This is a genomic window from Phenylobacterium composti DSM 19425 (genome assembly GCF_059568645.1).
On the sequence record NZ_JCANTT010000018.1, the window covers coordinates 137030 to 163613 of the forward strand.

The following is a 26584-nucleotide window of genomic DNA, read 5'->3' on the forward strand; positions in this document are numbered from 1 at the left end:
GACCGGAGACCTGACCATGCTGCTGACCATGCTTCTCGCGCCCGTCGCCCCGGCCGTCATCGTCGTCATGCCGACCAACGAGAACGCCCCCACCGCCCGGGCCGTGGTCGAACGCCAGCTCACCGCCAGACCGCGCCCGGCTCCGCCGGTGCAGTCGGCCGCCGAGGCCGAGCGGATTCGCACGCGCTATCTTGAGCGCATCGGCGAGAAGCTGGAGCCGCGCGCGGCCGCCCAGGACGAGGGTTCCGGCCGCCGATGATCCGCTGGCCGTCGCCATCCCGGGAATCTGAAGCCGGCGCCATCGCGCCGGCGGCCGCCGTCATGCTCGCGGTGCTGATCGGCTTCGTCGGGCTGGTGACGGACACGAGCCTGTGGTTCGCCCAGCGGCGCGACCTGCAGGCGGTCACCGACGCGGCCGCCCTGGCCGCGGCCCGCTTCGCCGGCTCCCCCGAACTCGCCCGCCAGCAGGGCGAGGCGATCCTGACGGCCAACGGCTATCCCGCAACGGCGATCCAGCGGCTGGAGACCGGCTGGTACTGCCCGAAAGCCGCCACGCCGGGCCAGCGCTTCCAGTCCCGCGCCTGCGACGGCTATCCGAATCTCGCCCCCAACGCCGTACGGCTCTCGACCGCCCACGACACGCCCATCCTGCTCTCGGCCGTCGCAAACTGGTCGACGAGCACCCGGCAGATGGTGTCCCTGAGCGCCACGGCGGCGCAGGTCGATCAGGCCGGTCTCGAGGCCGGCGCGGGCGTGCTGCAGCTGAACGCCGGCCTGATCAACGGCCTGCTCTCGGCCCTCACGGGCAGCACCGTCAACCTGACCCTCGCCGACTACCAGGGCCTGGCCTCCACCGAGATCGACGCCCTCGCCCTCCTCGACGCCCTGGCGATCGACCTTGGCCTCGGGGCCGGCACCTACGGCCAGTTGCTCGACACCGAGGTCGGCGTGGGCCAGCTCCTGGACGCCGCCATCGGCGTGCTTGATCAATACCGGAACCTCGCGGGCGTCTCCGCCGCCTTGAGCGGGCTCCAGCGGCTTGAGGCGGCCGTGCCGGCGCCGCAGCGCATCAAGCTTGGTCAGCTCTTCGACCTTGGCCTGTGGGAGAACACCCGCGTGGGGGCTGGCGACAGCCGCACCGCCCTCGACGCGGGCGTCAACCTCTTCCAGCTGGCCTCCTTCTCCCTGCAGCTCTCCAACGGCGGCCACGCGGCCACCATTCCGGGGGCCACCATCGGCGTTCCCGGCCTTGCGGCGCTCAAGGTGGAAGCCACGGTGATCGAGCCGCCGCAGGGAGCCTTCTTCGCCTTCGGCCCCGAGGGCACGCAGGTGCACACCGCCGCGGTCCGGCTGAAGCTCGGGCTGGAGATCCCCCTCCTCGGCACGAACCTGCCGCTCTATGTGGAGGCGGGCGGCGGCGATGCGAAGATCGCGGAAATCAGCTGCCGGGGCGATCCGTCGCGGGACGCCCGTGTGCTGGTGGATGGCCGCAGCAGCGTCGCCGACGTCTATGTCGGCGCGCCGCGCCTGGACGTCATGCGCAATGTTAGCCGGCCGGTCACCTATGCCGACATCCAGCCCGCGAACGTCATCGACATAAATCTTCTGGGCCTCGGCCTCATCGAGATCAGCACCGGCCTGCGCGGCCATGTGGCCGTTGGCGATACGTCGGAAGGCGCGAGGCGCCTCGAGTTCGTGCAGCCGACCGCGCCAGACGCCACGCCCACCCGCGACCGCGGCATCATCGGACGCCCGGTGGGCGGGAGCCTGTCGCCAATCGCGCCGACACCTGCGCGCGTCGGCGCCGACCAGGTGCTCGGCAGCCTTTCCCAGCTTGCGGAGTCGCTGGAGCTGAGCCTGCGCCTTTGTCCCCTGCTCTGCATCGTCGAGACCCGCAGGGGCATCCAGCTGGGTTCGATCTTCACCATTCTCGATCCGATCTTCACCGCCCTCGACGCGCCGCTCGTCGGCCTGCTGCGGGCGCTGGGCGTGGAGCTTGGATACACCGATGTCTTCGTGACCGGCGTGCGGTGCGGCGTGCCCGTCCTCATCGCTTGATCCCGTTCCCCGCCGTCCCCGGGGGCCGGGACGAGCGGGTTTCCCAAGGCCCCGAAGGAGTTGAGACATGAACAAGATCCGTCACTTCGTTCGGACCTTCATCCAGGACGAAAGCGGCGTCACCGCCATCGAGTACGGCGTTCTGGCGGTGCTCGTGGTCGGCGCCATCGCCGCCGCCATGACCAGCTTCAAGGACGACCTGGGCGTCGCCTTCACCAACATCGGCACGAAGCTGAAGACCGCGCCTTGATCCGCGTCTTCCGCGCATCCGGCGGCCGGCGACGTATGTCCGTCGCTGGCGGCGGTGGGTGGGCGCAGGGAGCAGCGGCGAACGAGGCCGGGGTCATCGCCCTGGAGTTCGCCCTGCTCGCCCCGGTCTTCCTGCTCCTGCTCTTCGGGACGATGGTCTTCGCCCTGTATTTCGCCGTGACCGTGGCGGTGACCCAGGGCGCCGCCGAGGGCGGCCGCGCCTCCATCGCCGGCCTGACCGACGCCGAACGCGCAGCCTTCGCCAGTCAGCGGGTGCGCCAGGTCTTCGAAGGCTATGCCCCGCTCCTCGACCCTGACGCCGTGACCGTGCGGGCGGTCCCCGCGACCTCCAGCACCTTTACGGTGGAGGTGACCTATCCGCTCGACACCATCGCCACGGGACCACTCTACAGCCTTCTGTCCCTGGTGACCGGCGCGAGCCAGACAGCGCCGGCCACGGTCCGTCACGCGGTGACGGTGGCCAACGGGGGCTATTCGTGAGCGGCGTCGAACTTATTGGCGCGGGCGTCCTCGTCCTGCTCCTGACGCCCATCGTGGCCAGCGACCTTGCGGCCCGGCGCATCCCCAACGGCTGGAACCTCGCGCTCGGCCTGAGCGGCCTTGGCCTCCAGCTCGTCCAGCAGCCGGCTTGGCGCACCCTTGGGCACGCCGTCGCCGCCGCCCTCGCCGCAGCGGCGCTGCTCTACGGACTGATCTGGACGCTCAAGGCCCTGAAGCGGCCGGCCGGCCTGGGCCTCGGAGACGTGAAGTTCCTCATCGCGGCCAGCCAGTGGGTGGGCTTCGTGGGCGTCGCCTGGGTGTTCGTGGCCGCCAGTCTGCTGGCCATTGTCGCTGCGCTCGTGGTTGCGCCCTGGCGCGGCCTCGATCTCAAGCGGCAGATGCCATTCGCGCCCGCCCTCGCCGCGGCGCTTCTCGGCGCCTATGGCGCGCCGCTGCTGTTCGGCTGAAACCCCGACGCGCGCAGCGCCTCCCGCGCCTCCTCCAGCGCCTTGCGATCCGCCGGATCCCGCACCTGGTCCAACAGCCGCCGCGCCGCCTCATGCTGGCCTGCGGCCTCCAGCGCCAGGATCAGGTTGTTGCGCACCCGCGCATCGCCCGGGGCCAGCTCCGCCGCCTGCCTCAGACGGAACACTGCGCCGGCCGCGTCGCCCGCCCGCAGAAGGGCGTAACCCAGATCCCCGAGATGACGGGCCGAGATCGGGGCCCGCTTCACGGCCTCGCCGAACTGCGTCGCCGCCTCGCTCCAACGCCCCTGCAGCCCGGCCACGCGGCCAAGGCCCGCATAGGCGTCCGCCGCCTGCTGCGTGCGGAGCAGGCGCCGATAGGTCTTTTCCGCTCCGGCGTAGTCGCCGATGTCGGCGAGGCAATCCCCCCGCAACAGGCCGGCGCGCGCATCGCGCGGATGTTCACGCTCATAGGCGTCCAGGTGGGCGAGCGCGGCATGGGCGCGGCCCGACTCCCGCAGCTGGCTGATGAGCTGCAGGTGCAGGTCCCGGGAGGGCTTGGCCGCCGGATCAAGGGTGACCGGCGCCGCGCCGGTCGCCGCGCCCTCGGGCGGCGCGGCGGCCGCAACCGTTCCCCAGGCCAGCGCGAGGCCGAGCACGGCCGTCAGTCGCCTCGTCCACCCTGCCCGCGCCACCCGCACCTCTCCGTCAGAAGATCGAGCGCCAGCCGAACAGCAGACGCCACGCCTCGTTCTCAGGATACGGATTCTCCAGCGAAGTCGCGCCCTCGACGTTGAAGATGGTCTTGCGCTTCCAGTTGAGCCGCACGCCCACGCCGGCCGACGCAAGATCGCGTGTGGCGGACGGGATCAGGCCGTCGAAACGGCTGCGCATGCGCGCCTCGCCCCAGTCGGCGAAACCATAGAGCTCGGAGCCCGCCAGGGACTTCGGCCACAGGTTCTGCGAAATCCAGGCCAGCTCGCCCGACACCGCCATGCCGCTGTCGCCCGCCAGATAGGCGCTGGAGAACGCCCGACCGAACGGCTCGCCGCCGAGGACGAACTGCTCCGCGCTCGGCAGGCGTCCGTCGCTGAGCTGCGCCGTCGCCCGCAGCCGGGCCACGAAGCTCTGAGAAAGCTGCTGGTTGCGGGCCAAGTGCAGGTTGAGCTTGCGATAGTCGACGTCGGTGAGGCGCGCGTCGGTCTCGGCCGACAGGATGTCCAGCCCCTGGCTCACCGTGGCGGCGATCTGGGTCACGCTGCGCGCTTCCGCCTTGCTCCAGGACATGCCCAGACGAAGGGTCCGCGTATGGTCGCTGGAGATCGTGCGGCCGAAGACGGCGTTGTCGCTGTCCTGCCCGTCGAGACCGGCGGTCAGATAGAGGTTCTCGCGGAAGCCACGGATCAGCGGATAGGTGAAGGTGACGCCGGCTGTGACCGCCTCGCCCTCGAGCGGCTGGTCCTTCGGCCGGGTGGACATGTAGCCGACGTTGGCGGTGACGGTGAGTCCCTCCGTGCCGATGGGCATGCTGTGCGCCACCGCCACATACTGGAACGGGTCCCACTCGGTTGGCGCCGCCAGGGTCAGCCGGGTGGAATCGCCCTGTTGAAGCAGGCTGTTGATGATCACCGAGCCCTGCAGCTGAACGCGACCAAGCCGCGGCGTCCCGCGGTCGTGCACCGAGAACTCCGGCTTCACCTGCCGGCGCTTGATGTCGAGGGTCAGGACATAGACGCCCGGCAGCGAACTGGGCTGCAGCTTGGGCTCCACGGTCAGGCCGGGGATGTCACGGGTCAGCGACAGGTAGCGCTCAAGGGTGCGCCGGTGCAGCGGGCGCTCTTCGGCGATCTTGGCGGCATAGCGCTTCAGAAGACGCAGGTGCTTGGTCTGGACATCGCCGGTGATGGCCACCTGGCCGACGGCGCCCTCGGTGACAACCACATTGACGACGCCGTCCTGGAAGGTCTGGGCCGGAATGCCCACAGTCGGGAGGGCGATGTCGGACTCGGCGTAGGCCCGCGTCAGGGCGTTGGCCAGGGCCTGAAGGTTGGCCTGGGTGAGCGCCTGCCCCACGAAGGGCTCCCAGATCGGGCGCAGCTCGGTATCGGGAAGGGACGCGCCCTGCAGGGCGATGGCGCGGATCGTGGCGGCGGCCTGGGCGGCCGGAGCCGCGGGCGCCGGGGCGACCTGGGCGGCCGGCGGCGTGATCTGGGGGCGCGACGTAGCCGGCGCGGCGGGCAGACGGTCGGCGCGCTGCTGGTCGATGATGAGCGAGCCGGTGGGGCCAGCCGGTTCTTCCAGGGGGCTGGCGGGCGGGGGCGGCGGCGACGCGTTCTGCGCCGCCGCGGTCGCGCCCGAGGCCAGCGTCGCGATGATCGCCATCGCGAAAGAGGTCTTGAAGGTCATGCTCTGATCCAAAGACATGCGGGCGGACGGTCTTTCGCCGTCCGCCCGCCGTTGATCACGGTTTCAGGTTCGATCAGTTGCGCAGCAGGCCGCCGAGCAGGCCGCCCGACGTGGAGCCCGAGGTCGTGCCGCCGGTGAGGCCGCCGAGCAGACCGCCGACCAGACCCGGATTGCTCGGGGACGTGCCGAGCAGGCCGCCGACGAGACCGCCGACCAGACCGGGCTGGGCGCCGCCCGCGGAACCGCCCGTCGCGCCTCCGGAGGCGCCGCCGGTCGCACCGGTCACGCCGCCGAGCAGACCGCCCACAAGGCCGCCCTGACCGCCGGCGTCGGCGCCGGTCAGGCCGCCCACGAGACCGTCAACCAGGCCGGTCACCGGGGCCAGCAGGCCGCCGCCCGCGTCAGCGCCGCCGGTAAGGCCGCCCACCAGGCCGCCGACCGTGCCGGTGACCGGCGTCAGCAGGCCGCCGCCCACATCGCCGCCGCCGGTGAGGCCGCCGACCAGACCGGTGACCGTGCCGGTCACGGGCGTCAGCAGGCCGCCGCCAGCGTCACCGCCGCCCACAAGGCCGCCCACGACGCCGGTGACCGGAGCGAGGAGACCGCCGCCCGCGTCGGCGCCTCCGCCGAGACCGCCCACGAGCCCGCCGACAACGCCGGTGACGGGCGTCAGGAGACCGCCGCCGGCGTCACCGCCGCCCACGAGGCCGCCGACCAGACCGGTGACCGTGCCGGTGACCGGAGCCAGGAGGCTGGCGTCGGCAGCCGGGCCGCCGACCAGGACGCCGGTCAGGCCGCCCACCAGATTGTCGGCAAGGGTGGTGACCGGGGCCAGCGGAGCCCCGGCGCCCGACAGGTCGTTCACCGGCCCCGCGAGGGTGCCGGTAAGGCCGCCAACCAGGCCGCCCACCGGGGTCAGCACGCCCCCGAGGGTCGTGTTGAGCTGATCCGCCAGTTGTCCGACCGCACCGCCGTCAGCGCCGCCCAGACCGTTGATGCTCAGCAGCTTGCCGCCGGAGAGAACATCCACCGCAAGCGTCGTGCCTTCCGAGCCGTTGGGCGACAGCAGGGCCACGCCGATGGCCGGCTTGGCGGGCGCGCCGCCGACCAGATCCGCGCCGCCGGCGTTGACGCCCAGCAGCGTGGAGCCGCCGAGCAAGCCGCTCGTGGCCTCTCCGACTGCAGAGCTCACCTGATTCAGCGTGCCGCCCAGGCCCGTGTCGGCCACGGTCTGCACGAGACCGCCGACGGTCGGCGACAGCGCGCCCTGGACATCCTCCACCACCGGATTGGGCGGAGCGCCCTGGCCGTTGACCGCCTGCACGTCCACCAGGCGGCCGCCGGAAGCGAGGTTGACGCTCGCCAGTTGGCCGGAAGCGGGCTGTTCGGCCCCGGCGCCCACGCCAAGGAGCTGACCGTTGGCGTCACCGCCGCCCGGCAGGCTTTCATCCACGACCACGACCTTGGCCACGTTGCCCAGGACGTCCAGCAGCGAAGCCGAGGAGGTGGGCGTCGGCGTGGGGGTCGGAGTCGGAGTGGGGGTCGGAGTGGGGGTCGGAGTCGGAGTGGGGGTCGGAGTGGGGGTCGGAGTCGGCGTCGGCGTCGGAGTCGGCGTCGGGGTCGGCGTCGGGGTCGGGGTCGGGGTCCCCGGCTGCGTCGGCGTCGGGGTCGGCGTACCCGGTTGGGTCGGGGTCGGCGTCGGGGTCCCCGGCTGCGTAGGCGTCGGGGTCGGCGTGCCCGGTTGGGTCGGAGTCGGCGTCGGGGTCGGGGACCCGGGCTGGGTCGGCGTCAGGCTGAAGCTGTGGCCGTTGGTGCCGCAGGCGCCAAGCGTGAGGGCCAGCAGGGATGCGCCGGTAAGCGCGACGAAAGTGCGGGTGCGGGTAGCCATTGGAATCAGAACCCCCAGGTTTGGCGCTGTCTGCGCCGACTAAGGCATTTGTTGCTTTTGAGTTCAATATACGACCCCGGACTTTTTCGCCAGGGCCTCCAATGGCGTCCGCCGAAAATGACAACGCCCCGCACGTGGCCGTGCGGGGCGTCTGATGCAAAAATATTGCTTTTGCCTCATATTGTCGCCCGTCGACCACGGGCTGGCGAGGCTAGATCCTTGAGTGTCGGACGGCGGCTTCGACTTCGGAGAGCTGCTGACGATAGGTTTCGCTCAGGCGCGCACAGGCCGCGCTACGCCAAGTTCGAGTTTCCAGGCGCTCCAGGCGGTGAGCCAGGCGATCGCGCAACTGAAGCGCCGCCTGGACGTAACGTGCGTTCGTCCGCGAGATCAGATCCCCCGCCATCCCCGATACCTCCGTTTCCTGCTCCTGGGGGGCATGCTAACGATGAAATCGTAGATTTCGCAACATTTGCTTTTTTTGGGCTTAACCAAGTTGGCTGGGGCCGCGTTCCAGGAACGGCGCCCTCCGACCTCAGGCCGCATGAGAAACCGCGTTTCCGCGCGCAATTCTTGCTTTTTCGGCATTGTCACCCCCTACAGTCGCGATATGGTCGAGTCGCTCGTCGCGCTCGGGCTCCGACACGGCCCGGCCCCCTCCCAACGGACGGCGCGACGGGTAGTCCGCGGGGCCATCCCCCCGGTCATCGCGGTGACGGCCGCCGGCGGCTCCGGCCTCCGGCGGCCGCCAATTCCCCCCGCGAAGAAGCCGAGGCTATCGGGCGGCGCGAGGGGGCAGACCAGGATGGAAACGGACATCGCACGCCGGGCGCTGGAGACCACGGCGCCGTTCCTCCTGAGCCAGGCGCAGCTGGGCCGCTACATCTGGCCGGTGGACAATGCGCTGCTCGTCATCGCGATCACCCACGCCAACATCGAACCCATACTGCGCAGTCCGGAGCTGAACCTGGCCTACGCGACCTATGACCATCCGCCCCCGGACGATCTGCGGCGCCCCATCAGCGTGAACGCCCTGGCGCAGTCCCTGGGCCTTCCGTTCGAAACCATCCGCCGCCAGGCCGGACGCCTTTGCAGGCTCGGCGTGTGCCGCACCACGCCCCGGGGCCTCATCATTCCCCAGTGGCTGCTGAACATCCCGCCTTATCGCTTGGCCTGCGAAGCCACCTATGCCGGCCTCGGCGAGCTGTATGACCGCCTGACAGCTATCGGCGCGATCGACGCGCCCGACTTCCGGCAGGCCTGGCCCCACAAGCCGCCGCTTCGCGCGGCGGGCCGGGCCTCGGTGGACTACCTGTTGCGGATGGTCGAAAGCGCGGCCGGCAGCCTCGGCGATCCGCTCGGCAGCCTCGCCTGGCTACAGGTCCTGGCGCTCAGCCGCGCCGACGCGGAAGGCGGCCCGCTTACGCCCGTACGGCTCGCGCGCGTCTCCAAGGCCCTGGGCTCTCCGCAGGAGACCGTGCGCCGGCGACTCAACCACCTCGTCGACATCGGCGTCTGCAGCTGGACGCGCGAAGGCCTAGTGATCTCCCAGGCTCATCTGGACAGACCGGAAATCGCGCGTCTCGCCGACCGCAACCTGGTCCATGTCAGGCGGCTGTACGCCGGGCTCGCCCAGCTCTGCCCCCAGATCCCCGCCGCCGACGCCGCCTCCGCGGCTTGAAGTCCACCCCGCCGCGCAGCCGCGCTTGCCCGTGGCTGTCGGCTCCCCACAGGCACGCCGCCTCGCCCACCCCGATCTCGGCTTGTTTGACGGCAGGTAGGTCGGCGCTAGGGTCCGCCAAGTTCGCAAGGGGAGCGTCATGACCGAGCAAACCGCCTTCACCGGCCGGAATGGCCCCTTGGAGGGCCTCGTCGTCGTCGAGGCCGGTCAGCTCATCGCTGGTCCCTTCTGCGGTCAGCTCCTCGGCGACATGGGCGCCACGGTGATCAAGCTGGAGCCTCCAGGCGCGGGCGATCCCATGCGCCAGTGGGGCCAGGGCGCGCCCGTGTGGTGGGAGGTGATCGCCCGCAACAAGAAGTCGGTGTCGCTGAACCTGCGCAAGCCCGAGGGGCAGGAGATCGCCCGCAAGCTGATCGCCGGCGCTGACATCTTCATCGAGAACTTCCGGCCCGGCACCGTCGAGGGCTGGGGCCTCGGTCCCGACCGGCTGCACGCCCTCAATCCACGGCTGATCATGGTGCGCATGTCGGGCTACGGCCAGAACGGCCCCTACGCCCAGCGGGCCGGCTTCGGCGGCATCGGCGAGGCCATGGGCGGCTGGCGCGCCATCGTCGGCGAGCCCGATCGTCCACCGTCACGGATGGGCGTCTCCATCGGCGACACCCTGGCGGCCACCTACGGCTGCATGGGGGCCTTGGCGGCCCTCCGCGCCCGCGACCTCGTCGGCAAGGGGCAGGTGGTGGATTCGGCGCTCTACGAGGCGGTGCTTCAGGCCATGGAAAGCCTCATTCCCGAGTACGTCGTCACCGGTCAGGCCCGGAAGCGCAGCGGCGCCATCCTCCCCGGCATCGCCCCCTCCAACGTCTATCCCTGCCGCGACGGCGAATATCTGATCGGCGCCAACGGCGACCGGGTTTTCCGCCGTCTGTGCGAGGCCATGGGCCGCCCGGCCCTCGCCGACGATCCCCGCTACGCCACCCACGCCGCCCGGGGCGAGCGCCAGACCGAACTGGACGAGCTGATCGCCGACTGGACCCGCACCCTGACGGTGGACGAACTGGAAGCCCTGATGCTGGAGCACGGCGTCCCCGCCGGTCGCATCTACGGGCCGGCCGACATGTTGCAGGACCCGCACTTCGCCGCGCGGGAGGCCATCGTCTCCTTCCCCGACCACCCCCGCTGGCCCGGCCTGAAGATGCAGGGCGCGTTCCCCAAGTTCTCCCAGACGCCGGGCGGCGCCCGCTCGCACGCCCCGCAGACGGTTGGCGAGCACAACGCCGAAATCCTGGGCGGCCGCCTGGGCCTCGACGCCGCGGCCCTGGAGAAGCTCTCCGCCGCGGGCGTGATTTAGCGCCGAAGTGTCTCGAAATAGGCCAGCAGGTCTTCGGCCTCGACGCGGCTGATCTCGATGGGCGGCATCTCGCCCGAGCCGTGCTGCGATACCTCGGCGAAGCGCTTCTGCAGCGCTAGAGCGTTGTAGCGCCGCTCAAGCCTCCAGAACGGCGGACCGCTGGCGGCCGGGCTCGCATCCAGGCCCACCGCATGACAGCCGCCGCAGCGCCGCATGGCGAAAGCCTCGCCCCGGGCCGCGGCGGGGCTCAGGGCCACTCCAGCCGCAGTCGCCGGCCCGGCGTTCATGCCGGCGCAGCCCGACACCAGCACCCCGGCGATGAGCAGCAGAAGGGCCGGACGCAGCATGATCATTTCCCCTGATCGTAAGCCTCGGCGCGGCGCGGCCGCCCCGCCTTATGCTTCGTACGGCGACTTCAGGCCGGCGCGAAGGGGAGAAGAGGCCGCCGCCATGGACTAGGGAGCCTCGACGGCGGCCTCCGGATCATCGGGCGCGCTCCGCATTGCCAACGACCGACGACCTCGCCTCCATGCCACCGGCGGCCCGCCCCCGCTTGGCTTGGCTGCGACCGTTGCGACATTTCCGCCGGGGGCGCCCGGCCCGCAGGCGCCGCGTCCTACCTATGATCGGTTCTCGGGCGCCGCCGCAGGCGGGCGAAACGCCCCGCCACGTCGCTTTACCGTTGCACACAAACGCGTGATGAGGTTCCTGCCGGGGTGTCGGGAGTACCCATGAGTCTGACCGCCGCTCCAGCCTCCGCCCGCGTCTCCGTCCAGGAGCGCGAAGGCGCCGGGTCCGCCAGCGTCCCCGCGGCGCCACGCGAGCGCCGGGCCGACCTCGACTGGATCCGCGTCGGCGCGTTCGGCCTGCTGATCCTGTTCCACGTGGCCCTCGTCTACGGGCCCTACGACTGGCACATCCGCAGCACGCACCGCTTCGACTGGATCCGCGAGGCGATCCTGCTCACCGGCCCCTGGCGTCTGACCCTGCTGTTCCTGGTGGCGGGCTCGGCGCTCAGCCTCATGGCCTCCCGCCGCACTGTCGTCCAGGTCGCCCGGAGCCGCCTCTCGCGCCTCCTGCCGCCGCTGCTGTTCGGCGTGGTGGCCCTGGTGCCGCTGCAGTCCTGGATCGAGGCCATGGACAAGGGCTACTGGAACCAGGGGCTGCTGCCCTGGATGATCCGGGAGTTCAGCCCCAGCGGAATCGCCAACGGCGTGCCGGTGAACCACCTCTGGTTCCTCGTCTACCTCACCACCTACACGATCGCGATTCTGCCCCTGATGGCGCGGCCCGACCTGCGCGACCGCCTGGGCGCGTTCCTCGAGCGGGCGCTGTCCGGCTGGCGGGTGCTGTGGGCGCCGGCCGCCTACCTGATCCTCATCCGCCTGACCCTCTTCCCGCTATTCGGGATCACCAACCGGCTGTCGGTGGACTGGTACAACCACGCCCTGTCGTTCGGGGCCTTCCTTTTCGGCTTCACCGCCGTACACCGCGAGGGGCTGTGGCGTGAACTGGAGCAGCGCCGCTGGCTCTTCCTCGCCCTGTCCGCCGCCAGCCTCTCGCTGGCCATGGTCCAGGTCTGGCATCCGGGCGGCGGCGCCTACTACGGCATCCCGCGCAACGTGGTGTTCGCCATCGCCCAGTGGACCACGATCGCCGCCATCCTCGGCCTGGGCAGCCGCTACCTGCGCCGGGCCAACTCCCCCGTCCTGCGCTACCTGAACGACGGCATTTTCCCCTGCTACCTTGCCCACCAGACGATCCTGGTGGCGGCGGTGTGGGTGGTGAAGCCCATGGGCATACCGGCCCTGCCCGAGGCGCTGCTGATGATCGGCGTCACCTTCGGCGGCAGCCTGCTGATCTATGAGATCGTCCGTCGCATTCCGTGGATGCGGCCGCTCTGGGGTCTGAAGCCGCTGGCGGACTCGCCGCCCATCTCCCGCGAGGCGGCCGGCCGCGCCCTTCTGAAGCTCGGCGTCTTCGCCCCGGCCTTCGCGGCCTTTGCGGTGGTCGCCGCCACCCTGGCCTATCCGGGCTTCAATCACGCCAAGCAGTATCTCAGCGAGTTGGGCGGGGCGCAGGCGCCGCTGCCCCACATCTTCAACCTCGGCGTTCTCACCGCCGGCCTGATGGCGGGCCTGGCCGGGATCGGCTTCGGCCTCGCCGTCACCCGGATCACCGGCGCGCGGTTCGCGGGCGCCCTCATCGCCGTGGTCTTCATCCTGGCCGGCTATGGCCTGGCGGCGGCGGCCATCTTCCCCTGGCCCGATCCGCGGCACATGGCGATCAACCTCGCCCTGGGCATCCAGCTGGCGCCGCTGCTGCTCCTGTGGTCGCTGCGCGGCGCGCCCCGCCTTCGCGGCCTGAAGCTGTTCCTCCTGGCCGCCTTCGTGGCCATGGGGCTCCTTACCGTCATCACTAAACATTTGGTGATGCCGGGCCTGGTGAACGACGCCAATGTCGGCTGGTGGGAACGCAGCTACGCCGTGATCCTTGTCGGCTGGGTCGCGGTGGCGGCTTGGCTGCTCGATCGCCGTCTCCACGACCCCGCCGAGCGCGCCGAACCCGCGGCTCCCTGAGGCAAATTGCGCCAAAAGCGCGATCACGCGCTTGTTAGACTGGCAATCATCACGAGTCCGTGATTGAAAGGAGCATCTAGCCGAGGCTAGGTGGGCGACGGTCCCGCGAGGGTCGCGCCGCCGGGCGAAGTTTCGGGGGCGAGCGAATGAACAGCGTTGCGAGTCTCTTCCAGCCCGTCGCGCCCTGGCGCCAGGACGAGTCGACCAGCTCGCCGTGGATGCCGGACGAGGCGCCGCTGGCCATGCCGCGTCAGCCCTTGGGCCGCGGCGACCAGGCCGAACTCGCGCCGCCGCCGCCGACCTCTCCCCGCAACATCGTCGAGCGCCGCGTCATCCTGTTCGGCGGCGCGCTGATCCTCACCGCCCTGCTGCTGTGGGGCCCCTTTGTGCTCTACGCTCGCCGCGGCTGGGAGCCTCTGGAAGTCCTGGGCTTCGGCGTCTTCGTCCTGCTGGGCACGGCCATGTGCCTGTGGTTCTGCAACGCCATCGCCGGCCTCTACGTCCTCACCACCGGCCGCGAGCAGGAGGATCTGGCGTTCTCGCCGCATCCCAAGGCGCCGACCACGCGCACGGCGCTGCTGATGCCGCTCTATCACGAGGACGCCCACGCCGCCCTGGCGCGCCTGGACGCCCTGGACGCAGCCCTCGGGCGGCTGGGCGTCAGCAAGGCCTTCGACATCTTTGTGCTCAGCGATTCGCGCCGCGAGGACATCGCCGCCGAGGAACGCGCGGCCTATGTGGCCCTGCGCAGCCACGCCAACTGCAACGTCTATCTGCGTCGCCGCACCGACAACGCCGAGCGCAAGGCCGGCAACATCGGCGACTGGGTCCGCCGCTACGGCGGGGCCTATGACTTCATGATCGTCCTCGACGCCGACAGCACCATGGCCGGCGAGACGGTCCTGCGCCTCGTGGACGCCATGGAGCGCAATCCCCGCGTCGGCCTCATCCAGACCACCCCGGCGATCGTCGGCGCCCAGACGCTCTTCGCCCGGCTCTCGCAGTTCGGGGTCCAGATGTACGGTCGTGTGGCCGCCGCGGGCCTGGCCTGGTGGACGGGCGCGGAGTCCAGCTACTGGGGCCACAACGCCATCGTGCGCGTGCGGGCCTTCGCCGAGAGCTCGGGCCTGCCGATCCTGCCGGGCGCCCGGCCCTTCGGCGGCCACATCCTCAGCCACGACGTCGTGGAAGGCGCCCTCCTGCGCCGCAACGGCTGGGCGGTGCACCTGACCGCCGCCCTGGACGGCAGCTGCGAGCAGACGCCGCCGACCATCTTCGACTTCATGCGCCGCGATCAGCGCTGGTGCCAGGGCAACCTGCAGCACCTCGGCCTGCTAATGGCGCCGGGCCTGCACCCGATCAGCCGCCTGCAGCTGTTCTTTGGCTGCCTAGCCTACATCGCTTCGCCGCTGTGGTTCGCCGCCCTGCTCATCGGGCTCGCCATGCAGCTGAAGCACCCGGTGGACTGGAACTCGTTCCTCTATCTGCTGAACCCCGAGTTCTCGCCCTTCATGCTCACCACCCTGCTGTCGGCCACCCTGCTGGTCGGGCCGAAGGTGATGGGGGCCCTGCTGGTGCTGAGCCGGCCTCGCGAGCGTCGCGCCTTCGGCGGCGCCGGCGCCATCCTGAAGAACGTCGGGTTCGAGATCGTCCTCGCCGCCATCCTTGCGCCCATCCAGATGGTGGCCAACACCCACTCGGTCATGCAGACCTTCCGCGGCCATGACGCCGGCTGGCTGCCCCAGCAGCGCGACGCCGAGGACCTGCCCTGGGACGTCGCCTTCAAGGCCATGCACTGGCAGATGATCACCGGCCTCGTCTTCCTCGCCGGCCTGTGCTTCCGCCCGGACCTGTCGCTGTGCTTCGCGCCGGTGGTGCTGCCCCTGCTGTTCGCCGCCCCGCTGGCGGTCTGGACGTCGCGCCGCGCCAACCGCCGCCGGGCGCTGTTCGCCACGCCCGAGCAGCAGCTGGTGAGCGCCACCCTCGCTGTCCTGGTGGCCCAGAACCGCGCCCAGCCGATCGCCCGCTGACCGCTGCCTCGGGCGTCCCTGGCGCCGCCCGACCGCCGGTGTCAGGTCCTGAGAATTGCGCGCAGGCCGGTTGCGCCCGGCTGCATTTCCTCCGATCACTTGGGCGATGCAGTTCGCGAGCCCGCGCCGATGACGCCGCCGCCCAGCGAGCGCCCGCGCCGGCGCCAGCTGATCTACCGGGGCCTGGGCCTTGTCGCCCTGGGCCTGGCCGCCATCGGCGCCGTCCTGCCGGTTATGCCCACCACCGTCTTCCTGCTCATCGCCCTCTGGGCCTTCGCCCGCGGCTCGCCTGAATGGGCCGAACGCCTGCGTCGCCATCCCACCTACGGCGAGTTCATCCGCAATTGGGAAGAGCGCGGCGCCATCCCCACCCGGGCCAAGATCCTGGCGGTGACCATGATGGCCGCCAGCCTCGGCGTCCTGGCCGCCGTAACCCGCAACGCCTGGATCGTCGGCGGGGTCGGCCTCGTGCTCGTCGGCGTCAGCGCCTATGTGGTGAGCCGCCCGGCCGCCTGATGGGGCTGGCTCTCAGCCGTTCTGAATCGCCGAATAGAATTTCCGCCGCGCAGCAATTCCTATCGCCGTACTAGAGATGCCTCCGAGGATCGGGGGCAAGGCTAAGGACGACCCATGGCGGCGACGCGCTCGCGTTTCATCGGCAGCTTTGGTTTGCAGGTGCTGGCCGGCATGGTGCTCGGCCTCGTCCTGGGACTCATGGCCCGCAGCCTCGGCGCGGACGAAGGCCAGGCCGGCCACGCCCTCGCCGAAGCCCTGCGCATCACGGGCGCGACCTTCATCCAGCTGCTCCGGGCGCTGGTGCCGCCGCTGGTGTTCACCGCCATCGTCGCCAGCATCGCCCGCCTCGGCGAATTGCAGAACGCGGCCGCGCTCGCCTGGCGCACCCTCCTCTGGTTCGCCATCACCGCCCTGATCGCGGTGGTCATCGGCATCACCCTCGGCCTCGTGCTGGAGCCGGGCCTGCATACCGGCGTGGCCGCCGAGGCCGCCAGGGCGCCGTCCAGCAAGGGCACATGGCTCGACTTCCTGATCGGCCTGGTTCCCGCCAATATCCTGGGCCTCAGCGCCTCCACCCGCGTCGCCGACGGCCTGGCGACGACAAGCCTCAGCTTCAACGTCCTGCAGATCCTGGTGATCTCGCTGGTGGTGGGCTTCGCCGCCCTCAAGGCGGGCGCGGCTGGCCGGCCCTTCCTGGCGTTCAACGCCTCGGCCCTGGCCGTGGTCCGCAAGGTGCTGTGGTGGGTGATCCGCCTGACGCCCATCGGCACCGTAGGCCTGCTGGGCAACGCCGTCGCCAAGTACGGCTGGGAGGCCCTGTCTCAGCTCGGGCAGTTCGCGGCTGCCGTCTACATCGGCCTCGCCGTCGTCCTGTTCGTGGTCTACCCGGCCCTGCTCGCCGCCCACGGCCTGAAGCCCTCGCGCTTCTTCCGCGCCGCTTGGCCGGCCATCCAGCTAGGCTTCGTCTCGCGCTCGTCCATCGGGACCCTGCCGCTCACCGAGAGCGTCACCGCCGGCCGCCTGGGCGTGCCCCAGGCCTACGCCGCTTTCGCCGTGCCCCTCGGCGCCACCACCAAGATGGACGGCTGCGCGGCGATCTATCCGGCCATCTCGGCGATCTTCGTGGCCCAGTTCTATGGCGTGCCCCTGCACCTTCAGGACTATCTGCTGATCGTCTTCGTCTCGGTGCTCGGCTCGGCGGCCACCGCCGGACTCACCGGCGCCACGGTCATGCTGACCCTCACGCTCTCGACCCTCGGCCTGCCGCTCGAGGGGGCCGGCCTGCTCCTGGCCATCGACCCGATCCTGGACATGGGGCGCACCGCCGTGAACGTCGCCGGCCAGGCCCTCGTGCCCACTCTCGTCGCCAAGGAGCAGGGCGTGCTGGACCTGGAGGCTTACGACGGCGCCTGGATCGAGCAGGCCCCCGAGGCCAGCCTCGCCGGCGCCTAGGCGCCTGCAAGCCCGAGGTCGGCCAGGACCGTCGCCGCCGTCTCCGCCGTTTGCGTCCTCAGGTCCGGGACCGCCACCGTCTCCCACCGCGCCCATCGCGCCAGCGGCCCCACGGCATAGAGCCTTGGCGAGGCCCGGAAGGCGTCATCGACCTCCAGGCCCAGTTTCAGCGGGTCGGCGCGCGCCAGTCCCCGGGCCACAAGGTCGTTCAGCAGCGGGCTCCCGCTCAGGTCCCCGGAGAGCCCGGTGCAATTCACCACCGCCGCAAAGGTCAGCGTTTCAGCCTCGGCGGCGCCCTTGCGCCGCAGGCGGACGCTCACGCCCTCGCCCTGCGGCGCCAGTCGCTCGATCCGGGCCGCGGAAATCTCAAGCCGGCCGGCTTTCTGCAACCCGCCGATCCGGGCTGCGATCTGCGGCGCCATGCGGTGACGATGCACATCCCACCAGGCGCGGCCATGGCGCAGGAACCGGCGCCGCTCAGCCAGGCCCCAGCTGCGCCATATGGCGGGCGTGATCGGTCGCACGGCGTCCACGGCCGATCGCCATCCGGCCTCCCGCGCCAACCGGCGCAGGGACCGCAGCGCCTGGGCTGGCGTGTCCAGCGGCCCGTCAGGCAACTGCACCGGCGCTGTGGGCGCATGGCTGCGGGGCGCAAGGCCCCGGCGGGAGACGGCCAGGAACCGCCGGTCAGGTCGATCCAGCGACAGCACCGTATCCACCATGGTCAGGCCCGCCCCCACCAGGAGGATGTCGCCCGCCGGGAAGACCGCAGGATCGATGCGCCAGGGATCGGCGGCGTAGGCCGGACAGGTCTCCAGTTCGGGCGCGGCGCCCGGCGGCGGCTTCGGCGGACCGAGCCCGACGGCGAGGACAATGGCGTCCGCATGAATGGTCCGGCCCATGGCCATGCGGATCTCGAACCGCCCGTCCCGGGGCGCAGCGCCCACCGCCTCATCCTGCTCCAGCAGCAGGCGCCCGGGCGCGCCCTCGCCCACGGCCTCGCGAAGCAGGCCCTGCAGATATTCGCCATACAGCGCCCGGCTGGCGAAGGCGTCGCCGCCGCCGGCCACGCCCCGCCCCGCCAGCCAGTCCGCAAAGTGATCGGACCGGTCGGGGAAGGCGCTCATGTTGGACGCCCGCACATTGAGCAGGTGATCGGGATTGGCCGCCGCATAGGCCCGGCCGACGCCCAGCCGCTCGGCGCGCTCGATCAAGCGCACCGCGATGCGGTCGCTGCGGCCCAGAAGATGGATCGCGGTCAGGAGGCCGGAGAAGCCGCCGCCGACCACGGCGACGACCGGCCCCCGTCCTGGAGAATCCATAGTCATCCAGGGGTGATACCCTAGAGCTTCGATGGGAATAAGGCCGACGACGACTAAAGCCGCCGCTGCGCCCTTGGCCGGTCATATGCTTGAGCTCTCAGCCTAGGCCGTCAGTCGGCCTTCGGTGGCCCGTCCGAGTGGCGGCGAATGAGGGCGAAGGCCTGCAGGGCGTGCTGGTGCTGAGCTTCCTGGCCCGACCGGCGGCTGCGGATATCTTCGGCCAGGAGCGTCACCGCCTGACGTGACATGTCGGCGATCGGCTGGCGGATGGTGGTCAGCTCCGGCCAGATGGTGGTGGCCAGCGCGCTGTCGTCATAGCCCACCACCGTGAGGTCGCCCGGCACGTCCAGACCGCGCCGATGGGCCACCGCCACCGTGGCCGCGGCCATGTCGTCGTTGCTGGCGAAGATCGCCGTCGGCGGCTCCGCCCGGGCGAGCAGGCGTTCAGCCGCCTCCAGCCCGGAGCGGTAGGTGAAGTAGCCCTGCTCGATCAGCGCCTCGTCCGCCGCGATCCCGGCTTCCGACAGCCCCGCCAGGTAGCCCTCGAGCCGCAGGCCGCTCGCGGTCTGGTTGGGATGCCCCTTGATGAAGCCGATCCGGCGATGCCCCAGGCCAGCCAGGTGGCGGGTCATCTCATGGGCGGCCCCAAAGTCGTCGATCCGCACCGCCGAAACGTCGGCGGGGGGGCGGCCGGTGGCTACGGCCACCCCCGGCGTCCGGCTGGCCGCCAGGGCCTGGATCACCTCAGGCGCGTCACACAGCGGCGGCGGCAGGATAATCCCGTCCACGCCCGAGTTCACCAGCCGCCTGGCCGCGGCCTCGGCCTGTTCTTCGTCGCACTGCTCGACGATCAGCTGGATGTTGCTGCGTCTGCACTGGTCGAGGCTGCCCACCAGGAACTCGCTGAGATAGGCCGCCGATGGATTGGAATAGAGCAGGCCGATGCGGATCAGGTCGGCGCCGGCGAGGCTGCGGGCCGCCGGGTTCGGCTGGTAGTTCAGGTCGCGGATCGCGGCGTTCACCGCCTTGCGGGTGGACTCGCGGACATTCTTCTCACCGTTGATCACGCGCGAGACCGTCATCGGCGAGACGCCGGCGTAGCGGGCGACGTCATGGATCGTCACCGCGCTCTTCTGACGGCGGGCGGGCTTCGGCATCCATCCTCCTGGCGAACGAGCGATCTCTGGCGCCGGCACAAGCGGGCTACAAGCCCTACGCCCGGGCGGCGATGTGCAGTTCGGCGGCGCGCGTGAGGAAGGGCGTTCGCCCTCACATCTCGTCGTTGGGGATGTTCAGGAGCCGGCCGCAGGCCTTGCAGTGCACCGCATCGGCGTCGTGACGCATGAGGCCGCAGCTCGGACAGGTGAAGCGCACCTTGAAGGGCCGGATCAGCGCCTGCGCGAGCCGCACGAACAGGGTGATGCCGCAGACCATGATGATGATTGTCAGCAGCTTGCCCCAGGCGCCCGGCAGGGTGATGTCGCCGAAGCCGGTTGTCGTCAGCGCCGTCATGGTGAAGTAGAGCGCGTCCAGATAGCCCTGAATGCCGGGGTGTGATCGGGCGAAGCTCGCATAGACGAAGCCCGTGGCCACGAAGACGAAGGTCACCAGGGTGGCGACGGTCTTGACGACCTCCTCCCAGCGGGTGTCGTCGTAGCGCCGCCCCACGGTCTCCCAGAAGAAGCTCGAGTGGAAAAGCGACCACAGTCGCATCACCCGCAGGAAGCCGAGGTTGAACAGCCAGAGCGGAAACAGCAGCGTGACCAGGACGAACAGGTCCACCCAGACGGTGGGCGCGCGCAGCCAGGCTTTAAGGCTGACGTGGGCCAGGGCCCGGGCGGTCAGGTCGATGGCCAGGATCAGCGCAACGCCATAGTCGATGACCAGATAGACCGGCGACTCCCGCAGGAACGGCGCGGCCACGAAGAAGCCGATCAGCAGGAAATCCAGGCCGATGACGCTGAGCCGGAAGCGGACCGCCCGGGGCGACCTGCCGTGATACAGCTCCCGCAGCCGCACCCGGAGCCTGGGCAGCCGTCGCCGCAACGCCGCATCCGGAATCTGATCCGCCAAGCCCGATCTCCCGTCGCGCCTCTGAACCCGATCGCCGGTCGAGGGTTCATCCCGCGCCACGCGAAGGTCGCGCGGTCAACCGCCGAGGACAAGCCATGCCCGCCAAATCCGCCGCTCAGCAGAAGGCCGCCGGCGCGGCCCTGTCGGCCAAGCGAGGCGACACCCCCAAGAGCAAGCTCAAGGGCGCCTCCAAGTCGATGGCCGACTCCATGTCCGAAAAGGAGCTGGAGAAGATGGCCTCCACCAAGCGCAAGGGTAAGCCGGAGCACGTCTCCAAGACCTGAGGCTTCGGCCTGCCGCGGCGGGGCTTGGCGCCTCCGCTGCGCTTGGGCCAAGCTCGCCTCCCAAGCCGGCGCACGCAATGACCGGCGGAACGAGGGGGGCGAAACATGATCGATCTCACGCGCCGGGCCGTCGCCGCCGCGCCCTTGGCCCTGGCCGCCTGCGCCACGGTTCCCGCGTCCGGAGCTGGCGCCTCGGCATGGCCGGACGCCACCGAGATGGCCGCCCGCATCCGGGCCCGGGAGCTTACGCCGCTGGAGGCCGTCCGCACGGCCATCGATAGGGCTGTGGCGCTGCAACCAGAGCTGAACTTCCTGGTCCATTCCGATTTCGAACGCGCCCTTGCCCGGGCCGCCCAGGCGCCGCCGTCCGGCCCCTTCGCCGGCGTACCGTTCCTTGTGAAGGACCTGGACGACTACGCCGGCCTTCCCACCCGCCACGGATCGCGGGCCCATCTCGCCGATCCGCCCGCCCGGGAGAGCGCGCCCCTGGTGGCCGCCTATGAACGGGCCGGGGTGATCGTCATCGGCAAGTCCTCTACCCCCGAATACGGCTTCCTGCCCACCACCGAGCCCGCCGCCTTCGGGCCGACCCGCAATCCGTGGGATCCGGAGCGTTCCAGCGGCGGCTCGTCCGGCGGCGCAGCGGCGGCCGTGGCCGCCGGGGTCGTGCCTTTCGCCCACGCCAGCGACGGCGGCGGCTCCATCCGCATTCCCGCCTCATGCTGCGGCCTGTTCGGCCTCAAGCCCTCTCGCGGCCGGATGGTCGGCGCCCGCGACCTCACCAAGATCACCGACCTGTCGGCCGAGCACGTCCTCACCCGCAGCGTCCGCGACAGCGCCGCGATGTTCGCTGCCTGCGAGGACAGCGGCGACGGCGCCCAGTTCCCGCCGGTCGGCATGGTCTCGACGCCGCTCCGCCGCCGCCTGCGGATCGGCCTGGTCATGCCCGGCATGGCGGGCTTGGAGCCGTCGCCAGAGGTACGCGACGCCACCCTCTCCACAGCCCGTCTTCTGGAGGAGCTCGGCCACACCGTCGTCGAAACCCGCTGGCCCACCGGCCCGGAGTTCATCAACGACTTCCTGCTGCTGTGGGCCTCGGGCGCCGCGCAGCTCGCGGGCGAGGTCGGCAAGGCGCTTGGCCGCGCGCCCGACGAGAGGGTGCTCGAACCCTTCAGCCTGGGCATGGCTGAGATGTTCCTGAAGGCGCCGCAGGACGCACTCGACGCCGCGCTCCAACGCCTGCACGCCGCAGCCATGGCCTATGATCCCTGGTTCGTGGCCGGCGGCTTCGACGTCGTCCTGTCGCCAGTGCTCTCGGCCCCGCCGCCCCCGCTCGGCTTTGTCGGCCCCGATACGCCCTTCGACACCCTGGTCGCCCGGCTGATCGAGTATGTGGGCTACACCACCTACCACAACGTCGTCGGGGCGCCGGCCATGAGCGTCCCGCTCAACTGGACCCCTGCGGGCTTGCCGGTCGGAAGCCAGTTCGCCGCGCGTGTCGGGCAGGAGGGCCTCCTGTTCCAGCTCGCCTATCAGCTGGAGGCGGCGCGCCCGTGGGCCGGGCGCATCCCGCCGGTGCACGCCTAGGCGGCCAGGCCCTGCAGGCGGGCGGCGATCTCCCGCACCCGCTCGGGTCCGCCCAGCAGCTGCCTGTTCAGGCCGATGCGCTTGAACCAGTAGTGCAGGCCCAGAAGGTCGGTGATGCCGATGCCGCCGTGCACCTCGGTGGAGGTGCGCGCCACGAACCGGCCGATCTCGCTGGTGTGGGCCTTGGCATGGGCGGCCATCAGCGAGGCCTCTTCGGGCGCCCGGTCGAACGCATAGGCCGCGTACCAGACCAGGGCGCGGGCCGGCTCGATCTCCGCCGCCATCTCGGCGCACAGGTGCTTCACCGCCTGGAACGAGCCGATCACCCGCCCGAACTGGCGGCGCTCCTTGGCGTAGGCCACCGCCTTGTCCAGCATCGCCTGGGCCGCGCCCAGGGTGTCGGCGGCGAGCACGGTCCAGGCCGCGTCGCGCAGGCGGGCCAGTGCGACGCCAGGCGCCGCCTCGGCCGCCAGCGGCTCGGCCCGGGTGTCCCGGAAGGTGATCTCGGTGAGGCGTCGCGTGGCGTCGATGGTCGGCATCAGGTCCACCGCCTCGGCCTGCTCCGCGAGGTGCAGTCCGCCGGCCATGTCGGCGACGATCAGCAGGTCAGCCCCCGAAGCTCCGAAGGCGAACAGGCTGCGACCATTGAGCCGTCCGCCGCCGGCGGTCACCCCGGCGCCGTCGCGGGCCCCGGCGATGGGTTCGGCGATGGCCACGCCCGCCGTCACCTGCCCGGCCGCAAGCCTGGGCAGCCAGTAGGCCTGCTGCTCGGGGGAGCCCGCGCTCATCAAGGCCAGCGGCGCCAACACGGCCGAGCCCAGGAACGGCGTCGGGGCCACGCTGCGGCCGAGCGCCTCGGCGGCCAGCGACGCCTCGAGCAGGCCAAGGGCAAGGCCGCCATGCTGCTCCGGGATTAGCAAGCCCGGCAGGCCAAGCTCGGTGAGCCCTGCCCAGATGTCGGGAGCCGAGGCTTCCTCCTGGTCGGCGAAACGGCGCACGCGCTCCAGCGGGGCCAGTTGCTCCAGCGCCTTGGTCAGGCTGTCCTGCAGCAGCACCTGGTCTTCGGAAAGCGCGAATCGCATGGCCTCACGCCCCCGCCAGCTTCGGCTCGCGGGGCATCCCAAGGCCCCGCTCGGCGATGATGTTCTTCTGGATCTGGGCCGTGCCGCCGCCAATGATCAGGCCCAGGTCGAACATGTAGTTGCGCTGCCACGAGCCCTTCGCCCGCAGGTGCGGCCCGTCGTGGTACAGCACCCCGAGCTCGCCCAGGGCGTCGATGGCCAGGGCCGCCACCTGATGGTTCAATTCGCAGCCCTGGAGCTTGACCACCAGCCGCGCCAGGCCCGCCGTTTCATCGGTCATAGTCCGCAGGCCGTTGAACTTCATGGCCAGCACGCGGGCCTGGAGCTGCATCAGACGGTCGCGGAAGACCGGGTTCTCGATGATCGGCCGCCCGTCCACGGTCTCGGTCCTCATCAGCTCGATCAGAGCCTGCAGCCGGGCCTCGGTGGCGTTCGGGTCGCCCAGCATGCCCCGCTCATGCTTCAGCGTGGTGTTGGCCACCTGCCACCCGCGTCCGCGCCCGCCCACCACATTGGCCTGCGGCACGCGCACGTCGGTGAAGAACACCTCGTTGAACTCCGCATGGCCGGTCATGGTCTTGAGCGGCCGCACCTCGATCCCGGGCGCGTCCATGGGGATCAGGACATAGGAGACGCCCTCGTGCTTCGGCGCATCGGGTTCGGTCCGCACGAGGCAGAACATCATGTCCGCCAGGTGCGCCGTCGACGTCCAGATCTTGCTGCCCGAGATGACGAAGTCGTCGCCGTCCTCCACCGCCCGGGTCTGCAGGGCGGCCAGGTCCGACCCGGCGCCCGGCTCGGAATAGCCCTGGCACCAGATCACCTCGCCCCGAAGGGTCGGCGGAATCCACCGGCGCTTCTGTTCCTCCGTCCCCACTTCCAGCAGGGTCGGCGCCAGCATGGAGACGCCCTGGTTGGCGATCCCCCGCGGCGCGCCGGCGGCGATGAAAGCCTCGGCGATGATCCGCGCCTTCAGCATGTCAGGCTCGGCGCCGTAGCCGCCGTATTCCCGGGGGATCGTCCGCGCGGCGTAGCCGTTCTCGATCAGTAGCCGCTGCCAGGCCAGGGCGTCCTTCGGCTGGCCGGCTTCATATTCAGAGCGGTGCGCCTCCAGGAATGCGCGCACCTCCTCCCGGAACGCCTCCAGTTCAGGCGTCAGCGTAAGGTCCATCGGCTCCTCCCCAGGCGCTCGGGCCTGGGCGTAATCGGAGCCGCTTTCCCGCGCCCGCGCAACGGCGCCCCGACGTAAGCTATGATGCGGAAAAACGGAGGAAACCCATGTCCCGCCCCCGGTCTGTCGCCGGCCGCACCGGCGCCCCCGCCGCCCTGGCCATAGCCCTGGCCCTGACCGCCTGTTCCAGCGAAGGGGGCTCGCCCGACCCGTGGGTGGGCTTCGGCCCGAACCCTGACCTGCCCGCCCCGCGCAAAGGGCTGTTGCCCACGGTGAACATCGCCGAGGTGAAGGGCTGGGCTGCCGGTGAGACGCCCATTGCGCCGCCGGGCTTCACAGTCACCCGTTTCGCCGACGGCTTCGATCACCCGCGCTGGCTGCTCGTCCTGCCGAACGGCGACGTGCTGGTGGCCGAGTCCTCGTCGGAGACCCAGCCGGCCAAGGGCGTGCGCGGCTTCTTCCAGAACCTGCTGATGAAGAAGTCCGGCGGCGCCCAGACCAAGAGCCCCGACCGCATCATGTTGCTCCGCGACGCCGACGGCGACGGCGTGGCCGAATTCAAGACCGTCTTCGCCGCCGACATCCGCCGGCCGTTCGGCATGGCCCTGGTGGGCCAGACCCTCTACATCGCCCGGGACGACGGCGTGGTCCGCTTCGCCTATACGCCTGGCCAGACGCAGGTGGAGGGGCCGGGCGAGCCGGTCTTCGACCTCCCGGCGGGCCGCAACCATCACTGGACCAAGAGCCTGATCGCCAGCCCGGACGGGGCCAAGCTCTACGCCACCGTCGGCTCCAACTCGAACGTCGCCGAGAACGGCATGGAGGAGGAGGTCGGGCGCGCGGCCATCCACGAGTACGACATCGCCTCCGGCCGGCTGCGCCTGTTCGCCACCGGTCTGCGCAATCCCAACGGCCTGGCCTGGGAGCCCGTCACCGGGCAGCTCTGGACCACCGTCAACGAGCGCGACGAAATCGGCGACGATCTCGTCCCCGACTACATGACCCGCGTGCAGGACGGCGGCTTCTATGGCTGGCCCTACAGCTACTTCGGTGGTCGGGTGGACGAGCGGGTGAAGCCCCAGCGGCCTGACCTCGTCGCCAAGGCCATCGTGCCGGACTACGCCCTTGGCCCGCACACCGCCTCGCTGGGCCTGACCTTCTACACCGCCGACGCCTTCCCGGCGGCCTACCGCGGGGGTGCGTTCGTGGGCCAGCACGGCTCCTGGAACCGCAAGCCTCTGAACGGCTATCGGGTGGTGTTCGTGCCCTTCTCGGGCGGTCGGCCGCAGATGCCGCCTCAGGCCTTCCTCACCGGCTTCGTCGCTGAAGACGGCAAGGTGCGCGGACGGCCGGTGGGCGTGGCGGTGGACGCCCGCGGCGGCCTGCTGGTGGCCGACGACGTGGGCGAGGTGGTCTGGCGAGTGGCCCCGGCGACGCCTGTCGCCGGGGCCGCGCCCGTCAGCCCATCTTGAAGACGCAGATCTTGTTGCCGTCGAGATCGCGGAAATAGGCGCCATAGAAGGTCTCGGTCCGCGGACCGGGCGGGCCTTCGCACTGGCCGCCGGCGGCCATGGCGGCGGCATAGGCGGCCTCCACCGCCTCCTTGGTCGCGGCCGGCAGGCCGAACATCGTGCCGTTGCCGGCGGTGGCGGGCTGGCCGTCATAGGGCTTGCAGATCGCCACCATGCCCGGGCTGTCCTTACTGCCGTAGAACTGCATCCGGTCGCCCATGGTGAAGGTCCGCCGGCCGCCCAGGGCGGCGAACACCTGGTCGTAGAAGGCGGTGGCGCGTTCGAGGTCGTTGGCGCCGATGGTGGCGTAACCGATCATGCAATAGCTCCCCTGAAACTCTGTCCGACGGATAGCGCGCTGACGCACGGGGCGCCTAGG

The 26584-nt window shown here is 70.9% G+C and carries 24 protein-coding genes; 14 read left to right on the forward strand and 10 right to left on the reverse strand.

From position 1 onward, the window contains the following. The first annotated feature begins 16 nt into the window (after positions 1-16). The 5 genes from BO64_RS14385 (at position 17) to BO64_RS14405 (ending at position 3275) form a co-directional block, all read left to right on the forward strand. Positions 17-259: a hypothetical protein gene (locus BO64_RS14385; protein ID WP_496403998.1), complete on the forward strand. Its 243-nt coding sequence runs from the start codon at positions 17-19 to the stop codon at positions 257-259. Further along, complete coding sequence (locus BO64_RS14390) at positions 256-2058, forward strand: pilus assembly protein TadG-related protein (protein ID WP_496403999.1); 1803 nt, start codon at positions 256-258, stop codon at positions 2056-2058. Before BO64_RS14385 ends, BO64_RS14390 begins: the two co-directional genes overlap by 4 nt. A 67-nt stretch (positions 2059-2125) precedes the next feature. Beyond that, on the forward strand, positions 2126-2308 hold the full coding sequence (locus BO64_RS14395; RefSeq protein ID WP_496404000.1) for a Flp family type IVb pilin: 183 nt from the start codon (positions 2126-2128) through the stop codon (positions 2306-2308). Positions 2309-2343: 35 nt separating this feature from the next. Continuing rightward, the gene (locus BO64_RS14400) at positions 2344-2808 is read left to right on the forward strand and encodes a TadE/TadG family type IV pilus assembly protein (RefSeq protein WP_496404001.1); all 465 of its coding nucleotides are present in this window, start codon (positions 2344-2346) and stop codon (positions 2806-2808) included. Next, positions 2805-3275, forward strand: a complete 471-nt coding sequence (locus BO64_RS14405; protein ID WP_496404002.1) for a prepilin peptidase — start codon at positions 2805-2807, stop codon at positions 3273-3275. The genes BO64_RS14400 and BO64_RS14405 overlap by 4 nt, the downstream gene beginning before the upstream one ends. On the opposite strand, the gene BO64_RS14410 is transcribed toward BO64_RS14405, so the two are convergent. The 3 genes from BO64_RS14410 to BO64_RS14420 all read right to left on the reverse strand — a co-directional run bounded on the left by BO64_RS14410 (position 3248) and on the right by BO64_RS14420 (position 7566). Then, positions 3248-3931: a tetratricopeptide repeat protein gene (locus BO64_RS14410; RefSeq protein ID WP_496404003.1), complete on the reverse strand. Its 684-nt coding sequence runs from the start codon at positions 3929-3931 to the stop codon at positions 3248-3250. The genes BO64_RS14405 and BO64_RS14410 overlap by 28 nt on opposite strands. Positions 3932-3980: 49 nt before the next feature. Further along, positions 3981-5678: a ShlB/FhaC/HecB family hemolysin secretion/activation protein gene (locus BO64_RS14415; RefSeq protein WP_496404004.1), complete on the reverse strand. Its 1698-nt coding sequence runs from the start codon at positions 5676-5678 to the stop codon at positions 3981-3983. Positions 5679-5751: 73 nt separating this feature from the next. Next, positions 5752-7566 (reverse strand): hypothetical protein, encoded by a 1815-nt coding sequence (locus BO64_RS14420; RefSeq protein ID WP_496404005.1) that lies wholly within the window; start codon positions 7564-7566, stop codon positions 5752-5754. Positions 7567-8371: 805 nt separating this feature from the next. On the opposite strand from BO64_RS14420, the gene BO64_RS14425 reads away from it, so the two are divergent. Together BO64_RS14425 and BO64_RS14430 are read left to right on the forward strand one after the other, a co-directional pair. Continuing rightward, complete coding sequence (locus tag BO64_RS14425) at positions 8372-9247, forward strand: hypothetical protein (protein WP_496404006.1); 876 nt, start codon at positions 8372-8374, stop codon at positions 9245-9247. 139 nt (positions 9248-9386) lie between these two features. After that, entirely contained in the window at positions 9387-10598 is a 1212-nt protein-coding gene (locus tag BO64_RS14430; RefSeq protein WP_496404007.1) for a CaiB/BaiF CoA transferase family protein, read from the forward strand. Here the strand turns inward: BO64_RS14430 and BO64_RS14435 are convergent. Continuing rightward, positions 10595-10945, reverse strand: coding sequence for a c-type cytochrome (locus BO64_RS14435; protein ID WP_496404008.1), 351 nt, complete (start codon positions 10943-10945; stop codon positions 10595-10597). The genes BO64_RS14430 and BO64_RS14435 overlap by 4 nt on opposite strands. 384 nt (positions 10946-11329) lie before the next feature. Between BO64_RS14435 and BO64_RS14440 the strand changes: the two genes are divergently transcribed. The 4 genes from BO64_RS14440 to BO64_RS14455 all read left to right on the forward strand — a co-directional run bounded on the left by BO64_RS14440 (position 11330) and on the right by BO64_RS14455 (position 17175). Further along, positions 11330-13177 carry an acyltransferase family protein gene (locus tag BO64_RS14440; RefSeq protein WP_496404009.1) on the forward strand — a complete coding sequence of 616 codons (1848 nt, stop codon included), beginning with the start codon at positions 11330-11332 and terminating at the stop codon, positions 13175-13177. 146 nt (positions 13178-13323) lie between these two features. Beyond that, the gene (gene mdoH / locus BO64_RS14445) at positions 13324-15207 is read left to right on the forward strand and encodes a glucans biosynthesis glucosyltransferase MdoH (RefSeq protein WP_496404010.1); all 1884 of its coding nucleotides are present in this window, start codon (positions 13324-13326) and stop codon (positions 15205-15207) included. A gap of 129 nt (positions 15208-15336) precedes the next feature. Next, positions 15337-15723, forward strand: a complete 387-nt coding sequence (locus tag BO64_RS14450; RefSeq protein WP_496404011.1) for a YbaN family protein — start codon at positions 15337-15339, stop codon at positions 15721-15723. A gap of 114 nt (positions 15724-15837) precedes the next feature. Beyond that, positions 15838-17175, forward strand: coding sequence for a dicarboxylate/amino acid:cation symporter (locus BO64_RS14455; RefSeq protein WP_496404012.1), 1338 nt, complete (start codon positions 15838-15840; stop codon positions 17173-17175). On the opposite strand, the gene BO64_RS14460 is transcribed toward BO64_RS14455, so the two are convergent. The 3 genes from BO64_RS14460 to BO64_RS14470 all read right to left on the reverse strand — a co-directional run bounded on the left by BO64_RS14460 (position 17172) and on the right by BO64_RS14470 (position 20570). Next, on the reverse strand, positions 17172-18497 hold the full coding sequence (locus tag BO64_RS14460; RefSeq protein WP_496404013.1) for an FAD/NAD(P)-binding protein: 1326 nt from the start codon (positions 18495-18497) through the stop codon (positions 17172-17174). The genes BO64_RS14455 and BO64_RS14460 overlap by 4 nt on opposite strands. A gap of 110 nt (positions 18498-18607) precedes the next feature. Further along, entirely contained in the window at positions 18608-19654 is a 1047-nt protein-coding gene (locus BO64_RS14465) for a LacI family DNA-binding transcriptional regulator (RefSeq protein ID WP_496404014.1), read from the reverse strand. 112 nt (positions 19655-19766) lie between these two features. Then, positions 19767-20570, reverse strand: coding sequence for a potassium channel family protein (locus BO64_RS14470; protein ID WP_496404015.1), 804 nt, complete (start codon positions 20568-20570; stop codon positions 19767-19769). Between the two features lie 95 nt (positions 20571-20665). Here BO64_RS14470 and BO64_RS14475 point away from each other — a divergent pair, with 95 nt between their 5' ends. Beyond that, positions 20666-20854: a DUF3008 family protein gene (locus BO64_RS14475; protein WP_496404016.1), complete on the forward strand. Its 189-nt coding sequence runs from the start codon at positions 20666-20668 to the stop codon at positions 20852-20854. A 105-nt stretch (positions 20855-20959) separates the two neighbouring features. Next, the gene (locus BO64_RS14480; RefSeq protein ID WP_496404017.1) at positions 20960-22441 is read left to right on the forward strand and encodes an amidase; all 1482 of its coding nucleotides are present in this window, start codon (positions 20960-20962) and stop codon (positions 22439-22441) included. Here the strand turns inward: BO64_RS14480 and BO64_RS14485 are convergent. After that, positions 22438-23523, reverse strand: a complete 1086-nt coding sequence (locus BO64_RS14485) for an acyl-CoA dehydrogenase family protein (protein WP_496404018.1) — start codon at positions 23521-23523, stop codon at positions 22438-22440. The genes BO64_RS14480 and BO64_RS14485 overlap by 4 nt on opposite strands. A 4-nt stretch (positions 23524-23527) precedes the next feature. Next, a complete protein-coding gene (locus BO64_RS14490; RefSeq protein ID WP_496404019.1) occupies positions 23528-24694 on the reverse strand; it encodes an acyl-CoA dehydrogenase family protein in 1167 nt (388 codons plus the stop codon). A 107-nt stretch (positions 24695-24801) separates the two neighbouring features. Between BO64_RS14490 and BO64_RS14495 the strand changes: the two genes are divergently transcribed. Beyond that, positions 24802-26166: a PQQ-dependent sugar dehydrogenase gene (locus tag BO64_RS14495; protein WP_496404020.1), complete on the forward strand. Its 1365-nt coding sequence runs from the start codon at positions 24802-24804 to the stop codon at positions 26164-26166. On the opposite strand, the gene BO64_RS14500 is transcribed toward BO64_RS14495, so the two are convergent. Beyond that, positions 26153-26524, reverse strand: a complete 372-nt coding sequence (locus tag BO64_RS14500) for a VOC family protein (protein WP_496404021.1) — start codon at positions 26522-26524, stop codon at positions 26153-26155. The two genes, BO64_RS14495 and BO64_RS14500, sit on opposite strands and share 14 nt — an antisense overlap. Between the last annotated feature and the right edge of the window lie 60 nt (positions 26525-26584).